Annotated in this window: 21 protein-coding genes and 1 tRNA gene; 7 read left to right on the forward strand and 15 right to left on the reverse strand. The window is 60.0% G+C overall.

The features are described from left to right. Positions 1–50: 50 nt before the first annotated feature. Positions 51–1,376 carry a helix-turn-helix domain-containing protein gene (locus P8S53_RS14885; RefSeq protein WP_277804757.1) on the reverse strand — a complete coding sequence of 442 codons (1,326 nt, stop codon included), beginning with the start codon at positions 1,374–1,376 and terminating at the stop codon, positions 51–53. A 202-nt stretch (positions 1,377–1,578) separates the two neighbouring features. Between P8S53_RS14885 and accB the strand changes: the two genes are divergently transcribed. Both accB and accC read left to right on the forward strand, forming a co-directional pair. Then, entirely contained in the window at positions 1,579–2,076 is a 498-nt protein-coding gene (accB, locus tag P8S53_RS14890) for an acetyl-CoA carboxylase biotin carboxyl carrier protein (RefSeq protein ID WP_277804758.1), read from the forward strand. Between the two features lie 10 nt (positions 2,077–2,086). Continuing rightward, positions 2,087–3,439, forward strand: a complete 1,353-nt coding sequence (gene accC, locus P8S53_RS14895) for an acetyl-CoA carboxylase biotin carboxylase subunit (protein ID WP_277804759.1) — start codon at positions 2,087–2,089, stop codon at positions 3,437–3,439. 31 nt (positions 3,440–3,470) lie between these two features. Here accC and dacB read toward each other — a convergent pair whose 3' ends face one another. The 3 genes from dacB to P8S53_RS14910 all read right to left on the reverse strand — a co-directional run bounded on the left by dacB (position 3,471) and on the right by P8S53_RS14910 (position 5,922). Further along, complete coding sequence (dacB, locus tag P8S53_RS14900; protein WP_277804760.1) at positions 3,471–4,958, reverse strand: D-alanyl-D-alanine carboxypeptidase/D-alanyl-D-alanine-endopeptidase; 1,488 nt, start codon at positions 4,956–4,958, stop codon at positions 3,471–3,473. A 157-nt stretch (positions 4,959–5,115) separates the two neighbouring features. Continuing rightward, on the reverse strand, positions 5,116–5,727 hold the full coding sequence (locus P8S53_RS14905; protein ID WP_277804761.1) for a nicotinate-nucleotide adenylyltransferase: 612 nt from the start codon (positions 5,725–5,727) through the stop codon (positions 5,116–5,118). Positions 5,728–5,845: 118 nt separating this feature from the next. Further along, positions 5,846–5,922 (reverse strand) — tRNA-His (locus P8S53_RS14910). A gap of 203 nt (positions 5,923–6,125) precedes the next feature. On the opposite strand from P8S53_RS14910, the gene P8S53_RS14915 reads away from it, so the two are divergent. Next, a complete protein-coding gene (locus tag P8S53_RS14915; protein WP_277804762.1) occupies positions 6,126–6,335 on the forward strand; it encodes a DUF6324 family protein in 210 nt (69 codons plus the stop codon). An 87-nt stretch (positions 6,336–6,422) separates the two neighbouring features. Here the strand turns inward: P8S53_RS14915 and P8S53_RS14920 are convergent, their stop codons facing one another. The 11 genes from P8S53_RS14920 to dapB all read right to left on the reverse strand — a co-directional run bounded on the left by P8S53_RS14920 (position 6,423) and on the right by dapB (position 18,503). Continuing rightward, complete coding sequence (locus P8S53_RS14920; protein WP_277804763.1) at positions 6,423–6,797, reverse strand: hypothetical protein; 375 nt, start codon at positions 6,795–6,797, stop codon at positions 6,423–6,425. Between the two features lie 19 nt (positions 6,798–6,816). Continuing rightward, positions 6,817–8,472 (reverse strand): DNA repair protein RecN, encoded by a 1,656-nt coding sequence (gene recN, locus P8S53_RS14925; protein WP_277804764.1) that lies wholly within the window; start codon positions 8,470–8,472, stop codon positions 6,817–6,819. Between the two features lie 34 nt (positions 8,473–8,506). Continuing rightward, positions 8,507–9,349 carry an outer membrane protein assembly factor BamD gene (locus P8S53_RS14930; RefSeq protein ID WP_277804765.1) on the reverse strand — a complete coding sequence of 281 codons (843 nt, stop codon included), beginning with the start codon at positions 9,347–9,349 and terminating at the stop codon, positions 8,507–8,509. Between the two features lie 105 nt (positions 9,350–9,454). Further along, positions 9,455–10,375, reverse strand: a complete 921-nt coding sequence (lpxC, locus tag P8S53_RS14935; RefSeq protein WP_277804766.1) for a UDP-3-O-acyl-N-acetylglucosamine deacetylase — start codon at positions 10,373–10,375, stop codon at positions 9,455–9,457. A gap of 234 nt (positions 10,376–10,609) precedes the next feature. Then, positions 10,610–12,391, reverse strand: a complete 1,782-nt coding sequence (gene ftsZ / locus P8S53_RS14940) for a cell division protein FtsZ (protein WP_277804767.1) — start codon at positions 12,389–12,391, stop codon at positions 10,610–10,612. Positions 12,392–12,574: 183 nt separating this feature from the next. Further along, positions 12,575–13,909 (reverse strand): cell division protein FtsA, encoded by a 1,335-nt coding sequence (ftsA, locus tag P8S53_RS14945; protein WP_277804768.1) that lies wholly within the window; start codon positions 13,907–13,909, stop codon positions 12,575–12,577. Continuing rightward, complete coding sequence (locus P8S53_RS14950) at positions 13,909–15,228, reverse strand: cell division protein FtsQ/DivIB (protein ID WP_277804769.1); 1,320 nt, start codon at positions 15,226–15,228, stop codon at positions 13,909–13,911. Before P8S53_RS14950 ends, ftsA begins: the two co-directional genes overlap by 1 nt. Next, positions 15,216–16,136: a D-alanine--D-alanine ligase gene (locus P8S53_RS14955; protein WP_306417813.1), complete on the reverse strand. Its 921-nt coding sequence runs from the start codon at positions 16,134–16,136 to the stop codon at positions 15,216–15,218. The genes P8S53_RS14950 and P8S53_RS14955 overlap by 13 nt, the downstream gene beginning before the upstream one ends. 52 nt (positions 16,137–16,188) lie before the next feature. Beyond that, positions 16,189–17,163 (reverse strand): UDP-N-acetylmuramate dehydrogenase, encoded by a 975-nt coding sequence (murB, locus tag P8S53_RS14960; RefSeq protein WP_277804771.1) that lies wholly within the window; start codon positions 17,161–17,163, stop codon positions 16,189–16,191. Between the two features lie 59 nt (positions 17,164–17,222). Continuing rightward, complete coding sequence (locus tag P8S53_RS14965; RefSeq protein ID WP_277804772.1) at positions 17,223–17,579, reverse strand: hypothetical protein; 357 nt, start codon at positions 17,577–17,579, stop codon at positions 17,223–17,225. A 123-nt stretch (positions 17,580–17,702) separates the two neighbouring features. Next, the gene (gene dapB, locus P8S53_RS14970; protein ID WP_277804773.1) at positions 17,703–18,503 is read right to left on the reverse strand and encodes a 4-hydroxy-tetrahydrodipicolinate reductase; all 801 of its coding nucleotides are present in this window, start codon (positions 18,501–18,503) and stop codon (positions 17,703–17,705) included. Between the two features lie 106 nt (positions 18,504–18,609). Here dapB and rbfA point away from each other — a divergent pair, with 106 nt between their 5' ends. From rbfA to P8S53_RS14990, 4 genes are read left to right on the forward strand one after another with little or no spacing between them, the layout of a single operon-like run. Next, on the forward strand, positions 18,610–19,035 hold the full coding sequence (gene rbfA / locus P8S53_RS14975; RefSeq protein WP_306417947.1) for a 30S ribosome-binding factor RbfA: 426 nt from the start codon (positions 18,610–18,612) through the stop codon (positions 19,033–19,035). Then, positions 19,019–19,777: a phosphodiester glycosidase family protein gene (locus tag P8S53_RS14980; RefSeq protein WP_277804775.1), complete on the forward strand. Its 759-nt coding sequence runs from the start codon at positions 19,019–19,021 to the stop codon at positions 19,775–19,777. The genes rbfA and P8S53_RS14980 overlap by 17 nt, the downstream gene beginning before the upstream one ends. Before the next feature lie 30 nt (positions 19,778–19,807). Then, positions 19,808–20,716: a tRNA pseudouridine(55) synthase TruB gene (gene truB / locus P8S53_RS14985; RefSeq protein WP_277804776.1), complete on the forward strand. Its 909-nt coding sequence runs from the start codon at positions 19,808–19,810 to the stop codon at positions 20,714–20,716. Continuing rightward, positions 20,713–21,246, forward strand: a complete 534-nt coding sequence (locus P8S53_RS14990; RefSeq protein WP_277804777.1) for a DUF1643 domain-containing protein — start codon at positions 20,713–20,715, stop codon at positions 21,244–21,246. The genes truB and P8S53_RS14990 overlap by 4 nt, the downstream gene beginning before the upstream one ends. Positions 21,247–21,250: the final 4 nt, after the last annotated feature.

Genomic DNA, 21,250 nt, shown 5'->3' on the forward strand with positions numbered 1-21,250 from the left:
AAGTTTTATCCTGCATTCCATGCAGTCTGTCAAAGTCCGATATCACTGCGCTAGGCGAAAGCGACCAGTATCGATGGTTCGCGCCGTGCCGGACAATCCGTCTGTGCGCATGTCCGGCAACTTCCCCCGACAACGACAGAAGGCTGGAGGTCCGGCGCAGACGACGCGGTTTCCGGCACAATCAGCATGGTGGATTGCATGACCGGCGGATAGGCGAAACTGGGCGGCGCGTCAGGCGCACAGATGGCATAGGTTGTGAAACGCCGTCCCAGACGCCCATCTGTGACCAGCGACACACGAAGGGGCCTGCCGGGGCTGTGCTGCGCCTGATACAAGGGCCATAGCGGACACCCGCCCCCAAACCGCGGCATGGGAAACCCGTCAACGGCGCGGCGCAAAACCAATGTGCCGGACCCGTCGCAGACCACCAGTCCGGTTGCGGGCACATCGCGGGTGCGTGCATCATCGGCAGGCAGCATGGCCAGACGCCGCAGAACCTGCTGCAAGGGAACGTTAAACCGCGCGGCCAACACATCAGGCGCAATGCCAAGTTCGGCCAACGCATCAAGAAAGGGATCAAGCGGCAGGGCGCGCGCGTCATCTTGCAGCCGCGTCAGCCACTGCAACGCCAACACGCGCGACGCATCAGATGACAGCTCGACCTGCCCGTCCACCATGTCTGGCAGTTTTGCCGGATGTCCGGCCTCCAGCGCGGGCAGATGAAAGCCCAAACGCGCAAGCCATGCTTCGACTTCTTCTTGTGGTGCGGCCAGCCCGCTTTCGGTATCATCTGCCGCGTCAAGGTAATTGACCAACGCCACAGCCCCTTCGGCCAGACGTTTGGAATCATTCAGGATGTTTTCATGAAACCGTGTCTGCCATTCCGGCGCGATGTCACCACCATCGTTCAGAATTGCTGCGGTGGACTGAACCGATGTGACCGCAGAAATGATTTCATGCAGCGCCGCCCCCAGATAGGGATCATGCGTCATCCGGTCGCTAAGCTGTTCGACAACACGTTCCAGCGTTTCGACACGGGCCTGCGTTTCTGCAAGAACCTTGGCCCAACCGGGAAACCGCCCGGTAAATTCGTCAACCCGTTCCAGATCGACAATATTCGTATCTGTGCGCAGGGCCGCCGCGCGCGCACCTTCCACAAACCGGATGTCACTGTCCTGAACCAGCGCATCCTCGGACACGCCAAGGGCTTGGGCCACAGCATGCAGCAAAGGCGGGCTGACCTTGCGGCGGTTATGTTCAATCAGGTTCATGTAGGAAGGTGACACACCGACCATCTGCGCCAGATCGGACTGGCGCAAACCGCGCAGGTTGCGTCTGGCGCGAATGCGCGTTCCCGTCAGACTGGATTTTGACAATTTACACCCCCTGATGGGACACTTTACAAAACTTTACAAGAATGAGAAGGTAATTTCTGCCCTACCAGCTTGCCACATGCGGGCTTTCCGGAAGCATTCGGGAAAACCACGCTTCACACTGGGGCTACACTACCGTATAAGCTGGCCGGAAACGGGGTGTTCACTGCGCCCTTATCAGTTATGTCAGCATATCGAGGACCATATGGATCAGACCCGCAATGACGCCGATGTAGCCTTTATCAAAGCCCTTGCGGAGCTTCTGAACGACAATGATTTGTCCGAACTTAGCGTAAAGCGCGAATACGGCGACAACGACAGCCTGAATGTGCGTGTGTCAAAAATGGTTGCGCAACAATTTGTCACCGCAGCCCCCGCGCCCCAAAGCGCGCCCGCGCCGGCGTATGCACCACAAGCTGCCGCGTCCGCCGCTGCGGATGCAAGCGCGGCAGCCGATCCAGCCCAGCACCCTGGCGCAGTAACAAGCCCGATGGTCGGCACTGTGTATATGGCCCCGGAACCGGGCAGCGCGAATTTTGTCAGTGTCGGCGATCAGGTCAGCGAAGGTGACACACTGCTGATTATTGAAGCCATGAAAACCATGAACCACATTCCCGCGCCGCGCGCCGGTGTGGTCAAGCGCATTCTGGTCGCAGATGGCAGCCCGGTCGAATATAGCGCGCCGCTGATGATCATTGAATAAGGCGCATGTGATGTTTCAGAAGATCCTTATTGCCAATCGCGGGGAAATCGCACTGCGCGTTATTCGTGCATGCCGTGAAATGGGCATAGTGTCCGTCGCGGTCCATTCTACCGCCGATTCTGATGCAATGCATGTGCGCATGGCAGATGAAGCAATCTGCATCGGCCCGCCCCCGTCGGGCCAAAGCTATCTGTCTGTGCCCGCGATCATATCTGCATGCGAAATTTCGGGGGCGGATGCTATTCACCCCGGCTACGGGTTCCTGTCGGAAAACGCAGCTTTCGTGCAGGTGGTCGAAGATCACGACATCACATTTATCGGGCCGTCGGCGGAACATATCCGCATGATGGGCGACAAGATCACCGCCAAGGAAACCATGAAGGCCCTTGGCGTGCCCTGTGTCCCCGGATCGGATGGCGGGGTCGTGGATTTTGAAACCGCGCAGACGGTGGCCGCCGAAATCGGATACCCTGTCATCATCAAGGCGACGGCGGGCGGTGGCGGGCGCGGCATGAAACAGGCCATGAACGCATCTGAACTGGAATCTGCCTTCCGCACGGCGCGGTCCGAAGCCAAGGCCGCGTTCGGCAATGATGAAGTGTATATCGAAAAATACCTAAGCACGCCGCGCCATATCGAGGTGCAGGTTTTCGGCGATGGCAAGGGAAATGCCGTGCATCTGGGCGAACGCGACTGCTCGCTGCAACGCCGCCACCAGAAGGTTCTGGAAGAAGCCCCCAGCCCCGCCATTGACACAGCCACCCGCGCGCGCATCGGCCAGACCTGCGCCGAGGCTGTGGCCCGCATTGGCTATCGTGGTGCGGGAACGATTGAGTTTCTGTATGAAAATGATGAATTCTACTTCATCGAAATGAACACCCGCCTACAGGTTGAACACCCTGTGACTGAAGCGATTTTTGGTGTCGATCTGGTGCGCGAACAGATTCGCGTGGCGGCAGGGGCTGATTTGTCGTTTTCGCAAGATGAACTTCAGGTTCTGGGTCATGCGATTGAAGTGCGCATCAATGCCGAAAAACTGCCGAATTTCACACCCTGCCCCGGCCGGGTGAACACTTATCACGCGCCCGGTGGCTTGGGCGTGCGGATGGATTCTGCACTGTATTCAGGTTATTCCATCCCGCCCTATTATGACAGCCTGATTGCAAAACTGATCGTGCATGGCCGTGACCGGCCAGAAGCACTGGCGCGGCTGAACCGTGCCTTGGGTGAGTTGATCATCGACGGTGTGGACAGTTCGGTGCCGCTTTTCCGCGCGCTGCTGGAACAAGATGATGTTCAGACAGGGAACTACAACATCCACTGGCTGGAAAAGTTTCTGGCGCAGGCGCTGGACCCGAAATAGTCAAAAATGTCAGGTTCGCAGGCGATTCCGTTCAGGAATGTGCCTGCGCCCAGCGAAATAACATATCCTGCTGCATATTTCGCGCTGTGCGCGCCCAAGCCGCCGTTCCATCGGGGCGGTCCAGATCCCCGCCTGCCACCTGCGCGCGCCGCGACAGGTCCGCCGAGCACATCGCGAATGCCAGATCGCGCCCGCCCGGCTGTGCGACATACCCCCCCAGCGCCGACACGAAATAAAGTGTTCCAGTCTTGGCGCGCACATCAATTCCGGGGTTCGACATGATGTTGCCATTGCCATCGCGCAACGGGTGCTCGCGCAGTAACCCGCGCAGCACGCCTTCCTGCCCTGCACGCCGGAACATGTTGCACAGATCAACCATGGACACACGCGATGCTGCCCCAAGGCCGGAATGGTCCACAAGGCGGGCGCTGGACATGCCATAGCGCGCGCGCGCCCAATCCGACATCTGCGCGGCAGATGCGGCCAGATTGCGTGGCACCGCGCCCGCCTGAACCGTGCTTGCCATCAGCCCCAGCGCTTCGGCTGTGATGTTCGTCGAAAACCGCAACGTGTCGCGCAGCACTTCGGTCAGCACCTTGGAGCGGTGTTCAACCAGCACCTGCCCGCTGGGGGGTGATTGTGTCACCTGTGGCGCGGGCAGTGTCACCCCCTGGCCACTGCCAAGGGCGCGCAGCACTTCGCCTGCGTAAAGTTCGGGATGGCGGACGGGCAGCCAGCGCGACCCGCTATTGCCCAACGCACTGCGCGCAACGGTCCACGAATCCTGCGCCTGTGCGCGGCTGTAAGTATAAAGCGGGCTGCCACGGTTGACGACCTGCATGCGTGCCATCTGCACGGCGGGACGGTGCCTGTCAGACCGCCCGTCCATGGACACGGTGTAATCATTTCCCGCGCGCGTCCAGCCGAAATGAACGCGGTTGAAATTAAGGTTCAGTCCCGAAACGGTGGCATTATACCCTGCCTGCGGCGCCTGATCATTGGCGATCTGCTCGACAAATGGCAGCGCACCACCCCAGACCAGAAAGCGCCCGTCAATGCGCTGAACACCCGCGCCGCGCAAATCAGCAGCCATGCGCGCCAGATCATCCGTGTCCAGCAGTGGATCGCCCCCGCCCGCCAACACCAGATCACCGCGCAGCACCCCATCGGCAATGGTTCCGGTTGTCATCAGCCGTGTGCGGAACTGATAGGCCCCGCCCAGTATTTCCAGCGCATACAGACCGGTCAGGGTTTTTGCCACACTTGCCGGTGGCAAGGGTGTGTTCCCGCCCCGCCCTTCCAGCAGATTTCCACTACCCATATCCATGACCGCATATGACAGGTCGCCGCCAAGACCCGCACGCGATACGATTCTGTCGGCGGGTTGTGCCGGTCTTTGTTGCGGTCGTAATGACCGGTCAGGCGCTTGTGCGCATGCCGGAACCGCGCAAAGTGCGCCCCCACCGACCAGCAGGCGCAACACTCTGCGCCGGTCCCCCTCTGGCCCCCAAGTCATCATACTTTTCCCTGTTACACAGCACAAACAATTCCACCCTGCGCAGACATCCATGTTCTGCACGCAATGATGCAGCTTAACCAATATTTACACGCAAAATAAAGAAATTACCTGCGCTATCGCCCACAAAACAAAGTGTTTTGTAATTGGCAACAATCGACTAGGCCCAAAATCCCGCAGCACGCAACTGCGTCGACGAAATATCGCGCATGGGAATTGTAATGTAGCACCATGCAGGGGCGGGTATGGATGCCAGCGTCATTGCGCGGGCGGGCAGGATACGATTCTTCGCATAAGCGCGCGCCGCAACCGATGACAGGGCGCGGCGTTGCTGGCCGGGGCGCGCAATCACGGCCACAGGCACCGTTTCCATGATCCAGCGCCAGTTTTCCCAATGGTGAAACCCTGCCAGATTATCCGCGCCCATAATCCACACAAATCTGCGGTCCGGATACAGCTGCATCAAGCGGCGTATCGTATCGGCGGTGTAGCGGGTTCCCAGTTGCGCCTCGGCGGTGGTGACCACGACGCGCGGATGCGAGATCAGCGCCTTCGCACGCTCCACCCGTTGTGCCATTGGCGCGGGGCCATTGGCCTTTAGCGGGTTGCCGGGCGATACCAGCCACCACATCCGGTCCAGACCGAAGGCGCGCAGGGCATGCCGCGTGACATGGGCATGCCCGTCATGTGCAGGATCGAACGACCCCCCGAACAGGCCGATGGCAGACCCTTTGGGCGCATGGGGCAGGACATGGCGGGCAGTAGCATTCAAGGCGCAAACCTTATTGTTCAGAAACAACAACTTTGCGACATACGCGCCACGCCGCATAAACACAAGCTGCACGGCACTGCCCGAACACAATATGCAGTGCGGATACGGATAGGGGGTATGGTACCGCCTCCCCGGCTTGAACGGGGGACCTCTGGATCCACAATCCAGCGCTCTAACCAACTGAGCTAAGGCGGCACTGTGGGCGATTTAGCGCCGCTGGCGCGCGAATGCAATAGGGCATGTGCTTGAAAAACCCACGCGCTGCGCGTATCGCAACCCTTACGCCGTTCTGTCTGACCATCCGATAGGGTTCGCAGGCTACGGAACAAGGCACCGCTGGTGTCTTTCGTGCTGACAGTCTGGCTTCAGGATCAGGCATAAACCAAGGGGTGTGCAAAATGGGAATCAATTCCGAAAGCGATATTTCCGCGAATCTTCAAATCGGGCCAACCACCATGGGAATGGTCCGCATCTATGTCGCGGGCGATGGAATCGACCTGCCGCTGGATTTCGACCCTGAAGAGGCCGAAGAAATCGCACAGGAACTGCGCACCGCAGCCGCGGGCGCACGCAAGATGGCTGAGGCCGCGAAGTCAAAGAAAAAGTAACGCTGCCGAAACCGCGCATCGGTGATGGAACCACCCACAAGGACAGGCCCGTCTGGGCGTATCCTTGTGGGTATCTGCTTACTTGGCCTAGATAATCATGATCTGCGCCATTCCTGTGGCGGTCTGATAATTGCAGCGCGCTTCGGTCTGTGTGCCATTCCGGCTGAGTCGCAGTAGCACATCACGTTCTTCCTGTCCGTCGGAACCTGTTGCGCTGCGCGATCCGGCGACCCCAAGAACTTCAAAACCGCGTTCCTGACCTGCGGCAATGCAGGCCTGCTCTGCGCTTGATGTGCCAGTGGTGCCCATGGGCTGGGTGCCGGATTGCGGGGCCGTCGTGGGGGCGGGAATGACCCTGTTCGGCCCGGTTGCCATGGGTGCGCCCAGACATCCGGCCAGAACGAAAACCAACGCAATGCCCCCAGCGGTGCGGGACATACGTTGAAACCGTGCTTGTGTCATACTACTGCTCCAACTTCTGTCAGGTGCCTGCGTGCAACAAATCTTCTGCTGCTGCGCGGGCTGCTTTGGTGATCGTATCACCCGACAGCATTCTTGCAATCTCTTGCACGCGGTCATCGGCGGAAAGCGGCACAACGCGCGACAACGTGATGTCGTTGCAAACCTGCTTTTCAACCCGCCAGTGATGGGCACCAAGGGCGGCAACCTGCGGAGAATGCGTGACAACCAGCACTTGCGACCCTTGCGCCAAGGCCCGCAACCTGCGCCCGACTGCATCGGCAGTAGCTCCGCCCACGCCGCGATCAATTTCATCGAAGATCATGGTGATGCCGGACACGCCGCGCACCAGACAGACCTTCAATGCCAACAAAAAGCGTGACAATTCCCCGCCAGAAGCAATTCGCGACAAAGGGCCAGCCGGTGCGCCGGGGTTGGTCGCCACCTCAAAACTTACGGAATCAACCCCGTCGGGGCCGGGTTCATCAACTTTCAGGACCGTCGTGAACACTGCGCGGTCCAGCTTCAGCGGTGCCAGTTCGCGCGCCATGTCCGTATCAAGGCTTGCCGCAGCCGCTGTGCGGGCCGCACTTAACACGCGGGCTGCATCATCATAGGCGGCGCGCGCATCTTCTTCGGCGCGGGCCAGATCCGCCATCTGGCGCGCGCCATTGTCCAGCACGTCCAGACGCTGGCGCAGCGTGGCTGCAAAATCCCCCAGATCGTCAGGCAAAACCGAATGCTTGCGCGCCAGACCGCGCAGACCAAACAACCGTTCTTCGACAGCTTCCAGTTCCGAGGGGTTTATATCCAGTGCGTCAAGACAGCTTTCAATGCCGTTTTGCGCCTCTCCCAAGGCATCCATGGCGCGGCCAAGTGCCTCAAGCGGTCCGTCAAGGCGACCTTCGACTTCGTCTGCTGCCCCTTCAAGCCAGCGCGTGGCATCGACCAGCATTCGCTCTGCGCCCTCTCCTGACAGGGCGGCAAGGGCGCGGGCTACGTCACCTTTCAGCTTTTGCGCGGCCTGCATCAGGCGGCGGCGGGAATCCAGTGTCGCTTCTTCACCCGGTTCGGGTTCAAGCGCATCCAGTTCCGCAACGGCATGGCGCAGGAAATCTTCCTCGGCTGCGACTTCTGCCAGACGTGCAGCTTCGGCTTCGCGGGCTTTGCGGGCTTTGCGCAATGTGGTCCATGCGCGGCGCGTGGCGGCAATCTGGTCGGACACACCTGCATAGGCATCCAGCAAGTCACGGTGTCCGCGCGGGTTCAATAGCCCGCGATCATCCTGCTGGCCATGCAGTTCAACCAGCGTTTCGGACAGGGCGCGCAGCACCTCGCCGGATGCGCGGCGGTCGTTCACCCACGCGGTCTTGCGTCCGTCGCGGGCATTGACGCGCCGCAGCAACAACGTATCGGACGGCTCGAATCCGGCATCTGCCAGAATGGTTTGTGCGGGATGGTCGGGACCTAGCGCAAATTCGGCAACCACTTCGCCCTGATCGGCACCTTGGCGCACCAGATCAGCACGCCCGCGCCAGCCAAGAACAAACCCCAGACTGTCCAGCAATATGGATTTACCCGCGCCTGTTTCGCCGGTCAGCACGTTCAGACCGGGCTGGAATGCAAGTTCCAGCCGGTCAATGATCAACATGTCCCGAATATCAAGCGACAGCAGCATACGCGCCCCTAGTCCTGAACTGACATGGGCTGTATCAGATCCATTCCCCGCGAACCGCCTGGCGGTAAATCCGGCTTAGCCAGCCTTCACCGCTATCCGCAGGTTGCAGCCCCTGCCCTGTCAGCAGTGCAAAGCTGTCTTGATAGAATGGGTTGGCTTCGAAGTTATACCCAAGGATCGCCGCCGCGGTTTGCGCTTCGCCGCGCAGACCAAGCGACAAATACGCCTCGGCCAGACGATGCAGGGCTTCTGGTGTGTGGGTTGATGTCTGGAAATCCTCGACCACGACACGGAAGCGGTTGATCGCGGCGTTATAGTTTCCGCGTTTCAGATAATACCGCCCGATTTCCATTTCCTTGGCGGCCAGATGGTCAAACGCCAGTTCAAACTTCAGCACCGCAGAACGGGCATAATCCGTATCGGGATAATCCTCGATCACGCGGCGCAGATGTTGCAGGGCCTGAAAGGTGACACCCTGATCACGGCCAACCTCATCGACCTGATCATAGAAGGACAATGCAAGCAGATATGCGGCATAGGGCGCTTCTTCATCATTTGGATACATATCCAGAAAACGTTGGGCGGCAGCGCGGCTTTCTTCATATTCGCGCGCGCGGTGGTGGCCATAAGCCTGCATGATCAACGCACGCCGCGCCCATTCCGTGTAGGGATACAGGCGTTCGATTTCCTGAAAATAACGCAACGAGCCTGATACCCTGCGAGAGGTTTCCAACTCATACTCGCCACGCTGGTAAATTTCTTCGGCGGTGAAGCCGGACAATGATTCGTCAGGGCCGGTATTGCGGTTGCAAGCCCCTAGCGCAGCCAAAACTGCAATACCTATTGCAAAACCCCGAAAGCTTGCCCGCGAAATCATTTTGGCACTACCCCATCCCATCAAAGAGTGCCTTTGTCCTAGCACATAAAAAACTGAGGCGCAAAACGCCTTTTTGCCCATTTGTCCCTGCGCGACCCCGAAAGGTCATGCAGACAACTGCATATCCTTGGTGCTGAGGTTTGCGCCGGGCAGGCGCGCGATATCACGCGCCTCGCAGGGGACAATTTCGTAGTTTTCCGGGTCAGCAAACAACGCCTGAAGCAGCTGGCCTGTAAGCGCATGTCCGGCCTTCACGCCTTCATAACGACCGATGATGGAATGGCCGGCCACATACAGATCACCCATTGCGTCAAGCATCTTGTGGCGCACCGGTTCATCCGCGCGGCGCAAGCCGCCCGGGGTCAGAACCGCGCCGCCGTCGAAAACGACAGCATTGTCCAATGTGCCGCCAAGCGCCAGACCGTTGGCCTGCATCACTTCGACATCGGCGCGCATGCAAAATGTGCGGCAATCGCTAAGTTCGCGCAGAAATGCACCATTATACATTTCCAGCGAACGGCTTTGATGGCCGATTGCCTTGTCGGCAAAATCAATCTCGAATGCCAGTTCAAGACCGTCAGCGGGCGACAGGCTGGCACGCGCGCCATCCCGTTCCACGCTTACGGGGCGCAAGACGCGCAAAACCCGCACCGGCGCATCGCACTGCGCCAGCCCTGCGGACAGAATGCGCGCGACGAATGGCGCAGCGCTGCCGTCCAGAATAGGCACTTCAGGGCCGTCAATTTCAATGCGTAGATTGTGAACGCCACAGCCATGCAGCGCGGCCATCAAATGCTCGATTGTGCTGACACTTGCACCGGCATCATTGCGCAGCACTGTGCACAGGCTGGCTTCGACCCAGTTTTCCGGCCCGACCGCGATGACGTTATCACCTTGCGCGATATCCACACGAACAAATTGAAGGCCGTGATCAGGGCCTGCGGGGCATAAATTCAAACGCACAGGCGCCCCGCTATGAAGCCCTGTTCCAGCGATACTGATTGGTTTCGCTATCGTTTGTTGCATACTATACCGCCACTCTTTCCGCAATTGGGTGCACCTTACTGGTGCTTGCCCCTACCTAACCCTTAGGGTGCCAAAGGTGCAATTCACAGATTGTGACCCTTTGTAACAATCCCCGCTGCTTTCGGCGGGTTCCTGTAGATTTAAAATACGCGCGTTTATCACACTGTTTTCAAATAAGAAAAAGGCCGGCAATGCCGGCCTTTTCAAAAACACACTGACTCAGACGTTACCTGATCAGTTCGCCTGACGACGCAGGAATGCCGGAATTTCAATTCTTTCATCAGATGCCGATGGTGCTTGTTCTTCATCATACTGATGCATTGGCGGCGATACACGACGCTGTGCATTGGTGGCTGCACCTTCATTTCCATGTCCGGCCATACGGCTGATCAGTGACCCAATCCCGAAACGGGATCCGCCACGATCTGCCTCTGGCGCGGGGGAAGGTGCGGGCGCGGGCGCTACCGGTGCAGCAGGGCGCGCACGCGGCCCCCCATGTTCCGGACCCTTTTGAACAGCACGCTGCAAACGCGCCAGTGTCTCTGGCGAGGGGGTGCCCGGCGTGGGGCGACGCGGTGCGGTGAACTGAGCGGAAGGATGACTGTTCTGGCCGTTATCAAAGACAGAGTCGATGTCAAACCCGTCGTCATGCATCTGTTCGTTATAGGGTTGCGCGTCACGTCTGTCATGCGCCGCATGATGTGGATGCTGGGGTGCCATATCCTGCGGGTAGGGGTTGTGCTGCTCATAGCGCGGGGCTTGTGCAGGTTCCGGGTTCGCAGGGCGCATAGTTTCCCGTGCAAACAGGTTCTGCTGCTCCGGTTCGGAACGGGCAGCAGGGTTTTCCATGCGCTGCGGCTGATATTGAGGCTGATGCTGCGGCTGGTAATGCTGCGGCTGCGGATTTGCAGGGGCCTGCGCACTCATCGGTGCAGGCTGCTGCTCGACCGGCTGTGGTGCAGGTTCGCTTGGGCGTGCTGCGCGTTCGGGGGCCGGAACCGGCGTCGACAGGCTGCGGCGCGGCAGGTCCTCTGCCTGGGTGTTCTGCACCGCATCAATACCAGTTGCCACAACCGACACACGCAGCGCGCCTTCCATTGCGGGGTCCAGCGTGGAGCCGACGATGATGTTCGCCTCCGGGTCGACCTTTTCGCGAATGCGGTTTGCGGCTTCGTCCAGTTCGAACAATGTCAGGTCATAGCCACCGGTGATGTTGATCAACACACCGCGTGCGCCATGCAGGCTGATTTCGTCCAGCAGCGGGTTGGCAATCGCTTTTTCTGCGGCCTGAACGGCGCGATCTTCGCCTGTCGCCTCGCCCGTTCCCATCATGGCCTTGCCCATTTCGTCCATCACGGCGCGAACATCGGCAAAGTCCAGGTTGATCAGGCCGGGGCGCACCATCAGGTCCGTCACACCCTTGACGCCCTGATACAGCACGTCATCGGCCATGGCGAAGGCTTCGGTGAAGGTGGTTTTCTCATTCGCCAGCCGGAACAGGTTCTGGTTGGGAATGATGATCAGCGTATCAACAACCTTTTGCAGCGCCTCGACACCTTCTTCGGCCTGACGCATGCGCTTGGCACCTTCAAACTGGAAGGGCTTGGTCACCACGCCAACGGTCAGGACACCCAGTTCACGCGCGGCCTGCGCGATGATCGGTGCCGCACCTGTGCCGGTGCCGCCGCCCATGCCAGCGGTGATAAAGCACATATGCGACCCTGCCAGATGGTCGATGATTTCCTCGATGGTTTCTTCCGCGGCGGCGCAACCGACCGAAGGCCGCGCGCCTGCGCCCAGTCCTTCGGTAATCTTTACACCCATCTGGATGCGGCCCGGTGCCTTGCTTTGCTGAAGCGCCTGCGCGTCGGTATTGGCGACGACGAAATCGACCCCCTCCAACTGTTTGTCGATCATGTTATTGACCGCATTGCCGCCTGCGCCACCCACACCGAACACGGTAATTCTGGGGGCCAGTTCCTGATGTGTATCAGCTTCTACAAAATTCAATGCCATGATCACTCCGCCTCGTTTTTTTCCGAACCCTGCCCGCCAATGTCCCGCGTCAGGGTGCTGGTTTTGCTTGAATCTACAGTGCTTCGGCCTCTAGGTCATCAAAAAAGTCACATTTCCGCACCAAATATGGCAATTTTTTCATTCTGATTCGCTGGATTTCCACAAACACGACACATATAGCGCCTACCAGTTGTCCTTGAACCACTTCACAGCGCGTCGCAGGGACCGTGCCGGGTAGCTTTGGGTCGGCAAATCGAAATCCCACCATTCATCCTGCGGACTGGTTGCCAACAGGCTTAGCCCCACCGAACCGGAAAATGCAGGGCCGGATGCGGCTTGTGGCAGACCGCGCACGCGCACCGGACGCCCCAGACGCACCTGCTGGCCGAAGATCCGTGCAGCCAGTCCGTCAATGCCCGGAATTTGTGCGCCACCCCCTGTCAGGACAACCTGCTGGCTGGGCAGGTAGCCAAACCCTGCCGCATCCAGCCGCGCGCGGACATCTTCCAGAATTTCCTCGATCCGCGGGCGCATGATGCCGATCAGCTCGGCGCGGCTGACGGTCCGGCGATCTTTTTCCCAGTCGCCGGAATTGCCGCCGATCTCGATCATCTCGCGGTCGTCCATGGACGTGGCCTGCACCCCGCCATGCACAGTCTTGATACGTTCCGCAGTGGTCATGTCCACTTGCAGGCCCTTGGCGATGTCAAGTGTCACATGCGCGCCGCCCAGACGCACAGTATCGGTAAAGATCATGTGCTTCTTGATGAAGATGGACACACCTGATGTGCCCGCACCCAGATCGATACAGGCCGCGCCCAGTTCTTTTTCATCCTCGACCAGCGCGGCCATCCCGCTGGCGTAGCCACTGGCGGCAATGCCTGCCAGTTCCACATCACAGCGTTTCAGGCAGTTGCAGATATTTTGCACAAGCGATGTATCGACCGTCACCATATGCATATCGCAGGCCAGTTGCTGGCCGATCTGGCCGCGCGGGTCCGACAGGCCAGTGCGGTGGTCCAGCGCGAAATTGATGGGCTGTGCATGCAACACATCCCGCCCGACCCCGAAATCGGGCACATCACACGCAGCCATCACCCGCGAGATGTCATTTTCAACGACGGTGTTGCCCTCGACATCGACCTCGCCCGCCAACCCATAGGACCGGATTGCCCCGCCGGACACACAAACGATCACATGATCAACGCGTGTCTGCGCCATTTTCTGTGCAGCCTGCAATGCAGTGCGCAGCGCAGTTTCGGTTTCGGTCATTGCCGCGATTTCACCCAGACGCACCCCGCGCGAGCGCGTTGTGCCCGCACCGATCACGCGAAACCCCGCCTGCCCCCCCAGATTGCCAATGCTTGCGGCCTTGGGTTCCGGCCCCATCGGGTCAACCTTCAGAACAAGGGCGGCGACTTTATAGGTGCCTATATCCAGAACGGCGACAACACCGCGTTGCATCGCTGCACGGCGCATGTGCCGCATCGCCCGTTGCGAGGAGTAGGGATCGATCATTACTGCAATGCCTCCGTATTTTGAGAGCGTATGGCGCGGATCGTTTCCATCGCGCCCTCACTTATTTGTAAAACTGGTCGCGCGGGATTGCGCATGTCAGCCGCGATCAGGTCGCGCGCCAGCAAATCCTGCGCCTGTTCCAGCGCGATGACATGTTCCAACGCAGCAATTGCGCCGGTTTCAGGCAGTTTGATGCGCTGTTCGCGGTCCAGAACCACATCCCAGCGCCGTTCACCAACCCGCACAAGACCGCGCATGCGCGCACCCAAGGGGGACGCGGCATCAAACAGATCCAGCGCTTCGGGGACATGCGTCCCCCCGCCTTCGCCCGAAATCACCGGCAGGTCGGGAAGCGAATTCCGATCGGGCGCAAAGCCTATGCGCATGCCCTCTATGTCCAGAACTTCCAGACCTTCGGCAGTCCGCAACAAGATGACAGGCACCCGTTCGGTCACCGAAACGGACAAGACACCGTCGGACAAAAGCCGCAGATCCGCGACCAGAATGGCATCCAGCAACTCCACACGGTCACGCAATTCATCCAGATCCAGCCGCCAGGACGACTGTGGCAATTCCGGGGTGATTGCGGCGCGGATTGCCTCGTCCAGCTCGGGGGCCAGTTCCGGCAAGCGCAATTCGGTCACCATGAAATCAGGCCGGTCCACAAAGGCCGAATAAAGTGCTTCTGCCTGCGCAGTCATGGCCATGCGCCGGTCCTCGCTGGCCAGTGTCACGGCCAGCGCGGCCACGCAGGCGACAATGGGCAGGCCGATCTTGATGGCGCGGCGGTATATCGGCGTCAGCCAGACCCGTTGAATGCGATAGGAAAAGCGGCTGGGCAGATGTGATTTGCGCCGCGATCTTTGCGCCGGACCATGGGCGCGGGTATGGGCACGCGGAACTTGTGGCGGCGGCGCCTGCACAGGCCGGTCCATCTGCGCCGCGCCGTGCCCCATTGCCCCCGTGCGCTGATCCGCCGGAATGTCACGCATTCCTGTGTTGTCATGGGGGGGCGCGACGGCTTCGCGCGCGCGCAACGTATCATCGAGGCGGGTAAACCCATGCTGGGGCATGGACTGTGGCGGCGCCATATCCACCGCCGAAAGCGCCACAGGTGCCATGGCTGGCACATCCGGCAGGGGGATTCCGGTCAGAATGTCATCTTGCGCATATTCATCCGCACGGGTTGCGCCCAAATGGTCCCAGAAGCTCATTTCCGGCGACAATGCCGAAAGCGGTGCATCCCCGTCATGGGCGTCAACATGATGGCTGGACAGTCCGTCATCGCGTTCGCGGTCAAAGGGGCCTACCGGTCGCATGACGCATCCTCGATCATCCAGCGGCAAAGATCAGGAAACCCGATACCGCAATGGGCGGCCTGTTCAGGCACCAGCGATGTGGGCGTCATGCCGGGCTGTGTGTTCAACTCCAGCAAGATCAACCCGTCAAGGCCGCGCCCTTCATCCCAGCGAAAATCCGTGCGGGTCAGCCCGCGACACCCAAGAACCTGATGCGCGCGCAATGCGTAATCCAGACAGGCGGCATGTATTTCGGCGGGAATATCGGCGGGCAGAACATGGCGTGACCCACCGGGGCGGTATTTCGCATCATAATCATACCAGCCATCGGTCACGATATCTGTGACCGTCAGTGCGCGGTCACCCATCACCGTGGTGGTCAACTCGCGGCCCGGCGCGAAAGCCTCGACCATGACATGCGCGGGCATCTCTGGTCCAAGCTGCGGGGGGGTGTTCGCACCATCATTGACCAGATAGACGCCAACGCTGGACCCTTCATTATTGGGTTTGACCACATAGGGCGGTTCCATAAGGTGCCGCGCCATTGCATCTGCTTTCGGGGCAATCAGGCTGGGCAGGACCGGCAGACCGGCAGACATGAACGCAGCTTTCGCACGCTCCTTGTCCATTGCAAGTGCCGACGCCAGCACACCGGAATGAGTATAGGGAATACGCAGCCATTCAAGAACGCCCTGCACGCTGCCATCTTCGCCAAAACGGCCATGCAGTGCGTTGAACACGATGTCAGGCGCAATATCGACCAGACGCTGCGCCACATCACCGCGCGCATCCAGTTCGACCACTTCATATCCCGCCACCCGCAGCGCCTGCGCGCATTCATGCCCTGTCGATAGCGACACCTCGCGCTCAGCCGAGAGTCCGCCTTTCAGAACACATATCCGGGGGGCTGCCCTGCTCGACATGCCCATTCCCACTGCCTCTGGGCCATTTTTGGCCCTTTTTGCCCCATTTTCGGGGTGTTTATTGTGTTTTCACTGCGCCAGATACAAGTTCAACCGGCGGCAGATCCATGTCGGGCAAGCTGTCGCCAACCCTCATAATTTCCCAGTGTAGCGAAATACCACGCGCTTGCAAAACCCTTTTTCGCACTTCTTCACCCAATCCTTCCAATTCGGCGGCAGTTGCGCTGCTGGTGTTGATCAAAAAGTTGGGATGTTTGGGTGACATCTGCGCGCCCCCCATGCGTGCGCCGCGCAAACCTGCATCCTCGATGACCTTCCATGCCTTCAGGTCGTGCACATCATCCGCGCGCCCTGTGGAGCTGAAACCAGCGGGATTGCGGAATGTAGATCCCGCGCTGCGGTCCTTGGTGGGCTGCGTCGCGTCACGGCGGGCAAGCTGGTCGGCCATGCGTTCATGCAACATGTCGGGGTCGGCGGCGGGTGCATCAAACCGTGCCTGCGTGATAACCATGCCATCCGGCAAATCAGACTGCCGGTAGTCCAGCTTCAGCGCGGCGGCGGGCAAAACATGGCGCTGGCCCGTGCGGTCGATGGCAGTGACATCAATCAGGCGATCGGCAACATAAGTGCCGTAACACCCCGCATTCATCCGCACAGCGCCCCCGATACTGCCCGGAATGGTGCGCAAAAAGGTCAGGTCACGCCCTGCATCTGCTGATTTGCGGGCAACATGCGCATCCAGCGCGGCGGCCCCGGCAGTGATGGTGTCGCCTGCGTCAATGCTGTTGAACCCGCGCCCAAGCCGGATGACGACAGCACGGATACCGCCATCGCGCACAATCAGGTTTGACCCCACGCCCATGGGAAAAACCGGAATGGCAGGATCAAGCTGGCGCAGAAAATCACACAGGTCGTCTTCATCGGCGGGCTGGAACAACCAGTCCGCAGGCCCGCCCACGCGCAGCCATGTCAGGGTGTTCAGCGATTTTTGCGCGGTCAACGTGCCACGCACGGGGATCAGGTCAGGTGTCATGCCATTGAATTAGGCAGGAATGTGGAGTTTGTCGAGGGGGCAAGCCCCAAGGCCCCATCCTAACGCAACCGCAGGTCGGCGTAATCCCCCTGCCCCTGATCGGAAATGAACCGCAGTGTGTTTCCGTCGCGCAGCACAAGCTGGCAATTATACGGATCGCCAGAGCTGCCGAATTCAAGCGTGCGGCAAAAAAAACCGTCGCGCCATTCCCACATGCCGCCCACGCGCATGCCGAACCCGCGCCCGGTGATCTGGCCTTGTGGCAGCACTTGCAACCGCACGCCGAACCGTGCCAGTTCGCGCCCTTCCACAAGGCTGCGGAACGTGGTTTCATCGCGCACAGGTTCGAACTCCGCCTTGGCGGCAAGGGGGGTGACAGCCAGCATTGCGACCAGCAAAACAATCAGGGTTTTCATTGCGATCCTCCGGTGTCTTTGCAGTTGTGTTACGCAAAGATACGCAGGCCGGATCATGCGAGTTTCAAAACACACGCACCCTGCTGGCACAGCGGCGGAAACCCGCTGATGGATGCAGCCCGGCTACAGGCCCAGCACGTCAAGCATGGAATATTCACCCGGCTCTTGGGTCTGCAACCAGATCGCCGCGCGAATGGCACCGCGCGCAAACAACGCCCTGTCAGATGCGACATGACGCAGCACAATCCGTTCGCCCGGACCGGCAAAAATAACGTCATGTTCCCCGATATAGTCACCGCCGCGAATGGCGTGAAACCCGATTGCGCCTGCGTCGCGCGGGCCGGTTATGCCATCGCGCGCGCGGTCGGCCACTTCGGGCAGCAGCACCCCGCGCCCGCGCGCCGCGGCCTCTCCCAGCATCAGCGCTGTGCCGGACGGGGCATCGACCTTGTGGCGGTGATGGGCCTCAACGATCTCGATGTCGTATTCTGTGTCCAGCGCCTGTGCGATCTGTTGTGTCAATTTAACCAACAGGTTAACCCCAAGGCTCATATTGCCCGCGCGCATGATGCGACCTGTGGCGCTGGCCTTTGCAATGGCTTCCAGATCATCATCATCAAAGCCGGTCGTGCCAATGACATGCGCGACACCTGCGGCGGCTGCCTGTTGTGCCAGCGCGACCGAGACCGCAGGCGCGGTGAAATCCACAATCGCGTCCGAGCATTCCAGTGCCTGCGCCAGATCATCTGTCACAATCACGCCGCGCGTGGCACCGCCCTGCACGACGCCCAGATCCTGACCGACCCAGTCATGCCCCTGACGTTCGATTGCCGCCGAAAGCACCGCAAGATCGCTTTCGTCCACCAGCCGCAGCAACATTTGCCCCATACGCCCGGAAACACCCATTATCGCAATGCGGACCATGTGCCCCACTCCTGCCTTGATCACAGTTTCGCGCCTTCCTAACGGTTGATGCGGAATTTGGCAAAGCCTCGTTGCGCGCAGGCGCGGATTGACCTAAATGAACAGCATGAGTGTAAAACGCTACCAACAGGGCGCAGGCCCTTCGCAACGTCAGCTTCGCGTGGCAGAGTTGATCCGCCGCACACTGGCGGATGTTCTGGCGCGCGGCGATGTGCATGACCCGGATTTGTCGCGCATGCCGATCACCGTCAGCGAAGTGCGCACATCGACGGATCTGAAGATTGCGACGGCCTATGTGATGCCATTGGGCGGCAAGGACCAGCAGATCACGCTGAAGGCGCTTGCGCGCAACAAGGCAGAGTTGCGCCATCTGGTCGGGCGGGAACTGACGTTGAAATACGCCCCTGACCTGCGCTTCAAGCTGGATGAAACCTTTGACCGTATGGATGACACGCGCCGCCTGCTGGGGCAGGAGCGCGTCCAGCGCGATGTTGCCGCCGGCGAGCATGAAGACGATGCGGACCGCGATTAAAGCAGGACTTGGCGCGCTGGCGCTATGGGCGGCAGGATCATCCGCAGCAATGTCAGAGTGTGCGCGCACCGATTATCTGGGGGCCAGCTTCACGATATGCACCGCAGATGTGCAAGATGACCTGCGCCTGTTCCTGTATGCGGATGAAGACAAAGTCTATGGTAATTTCACAACCATAGATGCAGCGCTGTCGCGCGAGGGCAAGAAACTGGCCTTCGCGATGAATGGCGGAATGTATCATTCCGACCGTCGCCCTGTGGGGCTGTATATCGAGGATGGCACGGAGCTGGCGCGCATCGTCACCGCCGCCGGGCCGGGCAATTTCGGCATGCTGCCCAATGGTGTCTTCTGTATCGAGGATGATCGGTTCACACTGATCGAAAGCCGCGCATTCGCGCAAGCGCCGCTGCCATGTCGTCAAGCCACCCAATCCGGCCCGATGCTGGTTATCGACGGGCAGTATCACCCGCGCTTTATTGAAGACAGCGACTCTCGTTTAATCCGCAACGGGATCGGGGTGTCATCAGACGGCAGGCGGGCGGTGTTCGCCATTACCAACACACCTGTGAACCTGTTTGAATTCGCACGCTTTTTCCGCGATCATCTGGACATGCCACAAGCGCTGTATATCGACGGCAACGTGTCGCGCCTGCACGCACCCGGATTGCGGCGTTCAGATTGGGGTGTGTTGCTGGGGCCGATTATCGGCAAGGTTGTTGACGCGGGCAGGCCCGCCCAGTAGCAGGCGCATAAAAAGGCAAAAGGGCATTCCATGGGACGCAAGCGCAAGGGGCGGGCAATATCTGGCTGGCTCGTGGTCGACAAACCCGCAGGCATTACGTCCACGTCCGTGGTCAACAAGGTGCGTTGGGCCTTGCAGGCCCAGAAAGCAGGCCATGCGGGCACGCTGGACCCTGCGGCAACCGGCGTTCTGGCCATCGCATTGGGCGAAGCCACAAAGACCGTGCCCTATATTACCGATGCGCTGAAATGTTACCGTTTCATGGTGCGGCTGGGGCAGGCCACAACCACCGATGATGCCGAAGGCGCGATCATCAACACGAATGATCAACGCCCCGATGATGCCGCAATAGAAGCCGCCCTTGATGCCTTTCGCGGCGAGATTGAACAAGTGCCGCCGCAGTTTTCCGCCGTCAAGGTTGACGGGGAACGTGCCTATGACATTGCACGGGCGGGCGACGAAATGGAACTGGCCGCACGCCCGCTTTGGGTGGAACGGCTGGATATCGTCGCGCGGCCTGACGCCGATCATGTTGAATTGGAAATGGTGTGCGGCAAGGGCGGTTATGTGCGGTCCATCGCGCGCGATCTGGGCGCGGCGCTGGGCTGTCTGGGGCATGTCGCATGGTTGCGGCGCACATGGTCGGGGCCGTTTGATGCCAAGGACGGGCTGACTATGGACCAGATCGAAGCCATGGCCCACACCCCGGACCTCGGCACCTATTTGCGCCCGCTGGAAGAAGGGTTGGCCGACCTGCCCGAACTGCCCGCCACACCGGAAGGGGCTGCGCGGTTGCGTAATGGAAACCCGGGAATGGTGCTAAGTGCCTCGGTCGAGTATGGCGATGAAGCATGGGCCAGCTATCAGGGGCGCGCGGTCGCAGTTGGCGTATACAAGGCAGGCGAATTACACCCCAGTCGCGTGTTCAATCAGGAATGACAGATCTGGGCGATGTCATAACCCGCAGCCATGTAAAAGGCGATGCCCCGTCGGTGGCAGTCTATTCCCCGTGCGAGGCGTTTCGCTACCTGTTAACCCGCGAATGGGAACCCGACGCAGGGCGGGTGCTGTTTGTCATGCTGAACCCGTCAACCGCCACCGAAGTGCAAAACGACCCCACTGTAGAACGTTGCGAACGCCGTGCCCGCACGCTGGGTTTCGGGGCCTTCCGGGTGTGCAACATCTTCGGGTTTCGTGCCACTGATCCGCGCATCATGCGCGCCGCGCCCGACCCTACGGGGCCGCTAAATGATGCGGCCATCGCGCAAAGCGCACTATGGGCCGACAAGATAATATGCGCATGGGGCACGCATGGCGCGCACCTTGGCCGCGGCGCGCAGGTAGAGGCGTTGTTGCGCGCCACCGGACGGGGCTTGTGGCACCTTGGCCTAAGCAAAGCAGGCCACCCGAAACACCCGCTTTATATAGGATACAGCGTTCAGCCGACCCCGTGGCGGCCTGCGACATAGCGCA

The sequence above is a fragment of the Roseinatronobacter sp. S2 genome, from assembly GCF_029581395.1.
Taxonomy (GTDB): Bacteria; Pseudomonadota; Alphaproteobacteria; order Rhodobacterales; family Rhodobacteraceae; genus Roseinatronobacter.

Bases quoted from the DNA above. Each gene is read 5' to 3' on its own strand.
- accB (WP_277804758.1), top strand. From the start codon at position 1,579: ATGGATCAGACCCGCAATGACGCCGATGTAGCCTTTATCAAAGCCCTT.
- accC (WP_277804759.1), top strand. From the start codon at position 2,087: ATGTTTCAGAAGATCCTTATTGCCAATCGCGGGGAAATCGCACTGCGC.
- dacB (WP_277804760.1), bottom strand. From the start codon at position 4,958: ATGATGACTTGGGGGCCAGAGGGGGACCGGCGCAGAGTGTTGCGCCTG.
- P8S53_RS14915 (WP_277804762.1), top strand. From the start codon at position 6,126: ATGGGAATCAATTCCGAAAGCGATATTTCCGCGAATCTTCAAATCGGG.
- P8S53_RS14920 (WP_277804763.1), bottom strand. From the start codon at position 6,797: ATGACACAAGCACGGTTTCAACGTATGTCCCGCACCGCTGGGGGCATT.
- recN (WP_277804764.1), bottom strand. From the start codon at position 8,472: ATGCTGCTGTCGCTTGATATTCGGGACATGTTGATCATTGACCGGCTG.
- P8S53_RS14930 (WP_277804765.1), bottom strand. From the start codon at position 9,349: ATGATTTCGCGGGCAAGCTTTCGGGGTTTTGCAATAGGTATTGCAGTT.
- lpxC (WP_277804766.1), bottom strand. From the start codon at position 10,375: ATGCAACAAACGATAGCGAAACCAATCAGTATCGCTGGAACAGGGCTT.
- ftsZ (WP_277804767.1), bottom strand. From the start codon at position 12,391: ATGGCATTGAATTTTGTAGAAGCTGATACACATCAGGAACTGGCCCCC.
- ftsA (WP_277804768.1), bottom strand. From the start codon at position 13,909: ATGATCGATCCCTACTCCTCGCAACGGGCGATGCGGCACATGCGCCGT.
- P8S53_RS14950 (WP_277804769.1), bottom strand. From the start codon at position 15,228: ATGCGACCGGTAGGCCCCTTTGACCGCGAACGCGATGACGGACTGTCC.
- P8S53_RS14955 (WP_306417813.1), bottom strand. From the start codon at position 16,136: ATGGGCATGTCGAGCAGGGCAGCCCCCCGGATATGTGTTCTGAAAGGC.
- murB (WP_277804771.1), bottom strand. From the start codon at position 17,163: ATGACACCTGACCTGATCCCCGTGCGTGGCACGTTGACCGCGCAAAAA.
- P8S53_RS14965 (WP_277804772.1), bottom strand. From the start codon at position 17,579: ATGAAAACCCTGATTGTTTTGCTGGTCGCAATGCTGGCTGTCACCCCC.
- dapB (WP_277804773.1), bottom strand. From the start codon at position 18,503: ATGGTCCGCATTGCGATAATGGGTGTTTCCGGGCGTATGGGGCAAATG.
- rbfA (WP_306417947.1), top strand. From the start codon at position 18,610: ATGAGTGTAAAACGCTACCAACAGGGCGCAGGCCCTTCGCAACGTCAG.
- P8S53_RS14980 (WP_277804775.1), top strand. From the start codon at position 19,019: ATGCGGACCGCGATTAAAGCAGGACTTGGCGCGCTGGCGCTATGGGCG.
- truB (WP_277804776.1), top strand. From the start codon at position 19,808: ATGGGACGCAAGCGCAAGGGGCGGGCAATATCTGGCTGGCTCGTGGTC.
- P8S53_RS14990 (WP_277804777.1), top strand. From the start codon at position 20,713: ATGACAGATCTGGGCGATGTCATAACCCGCAGCCATGTAAAAGGCGAT.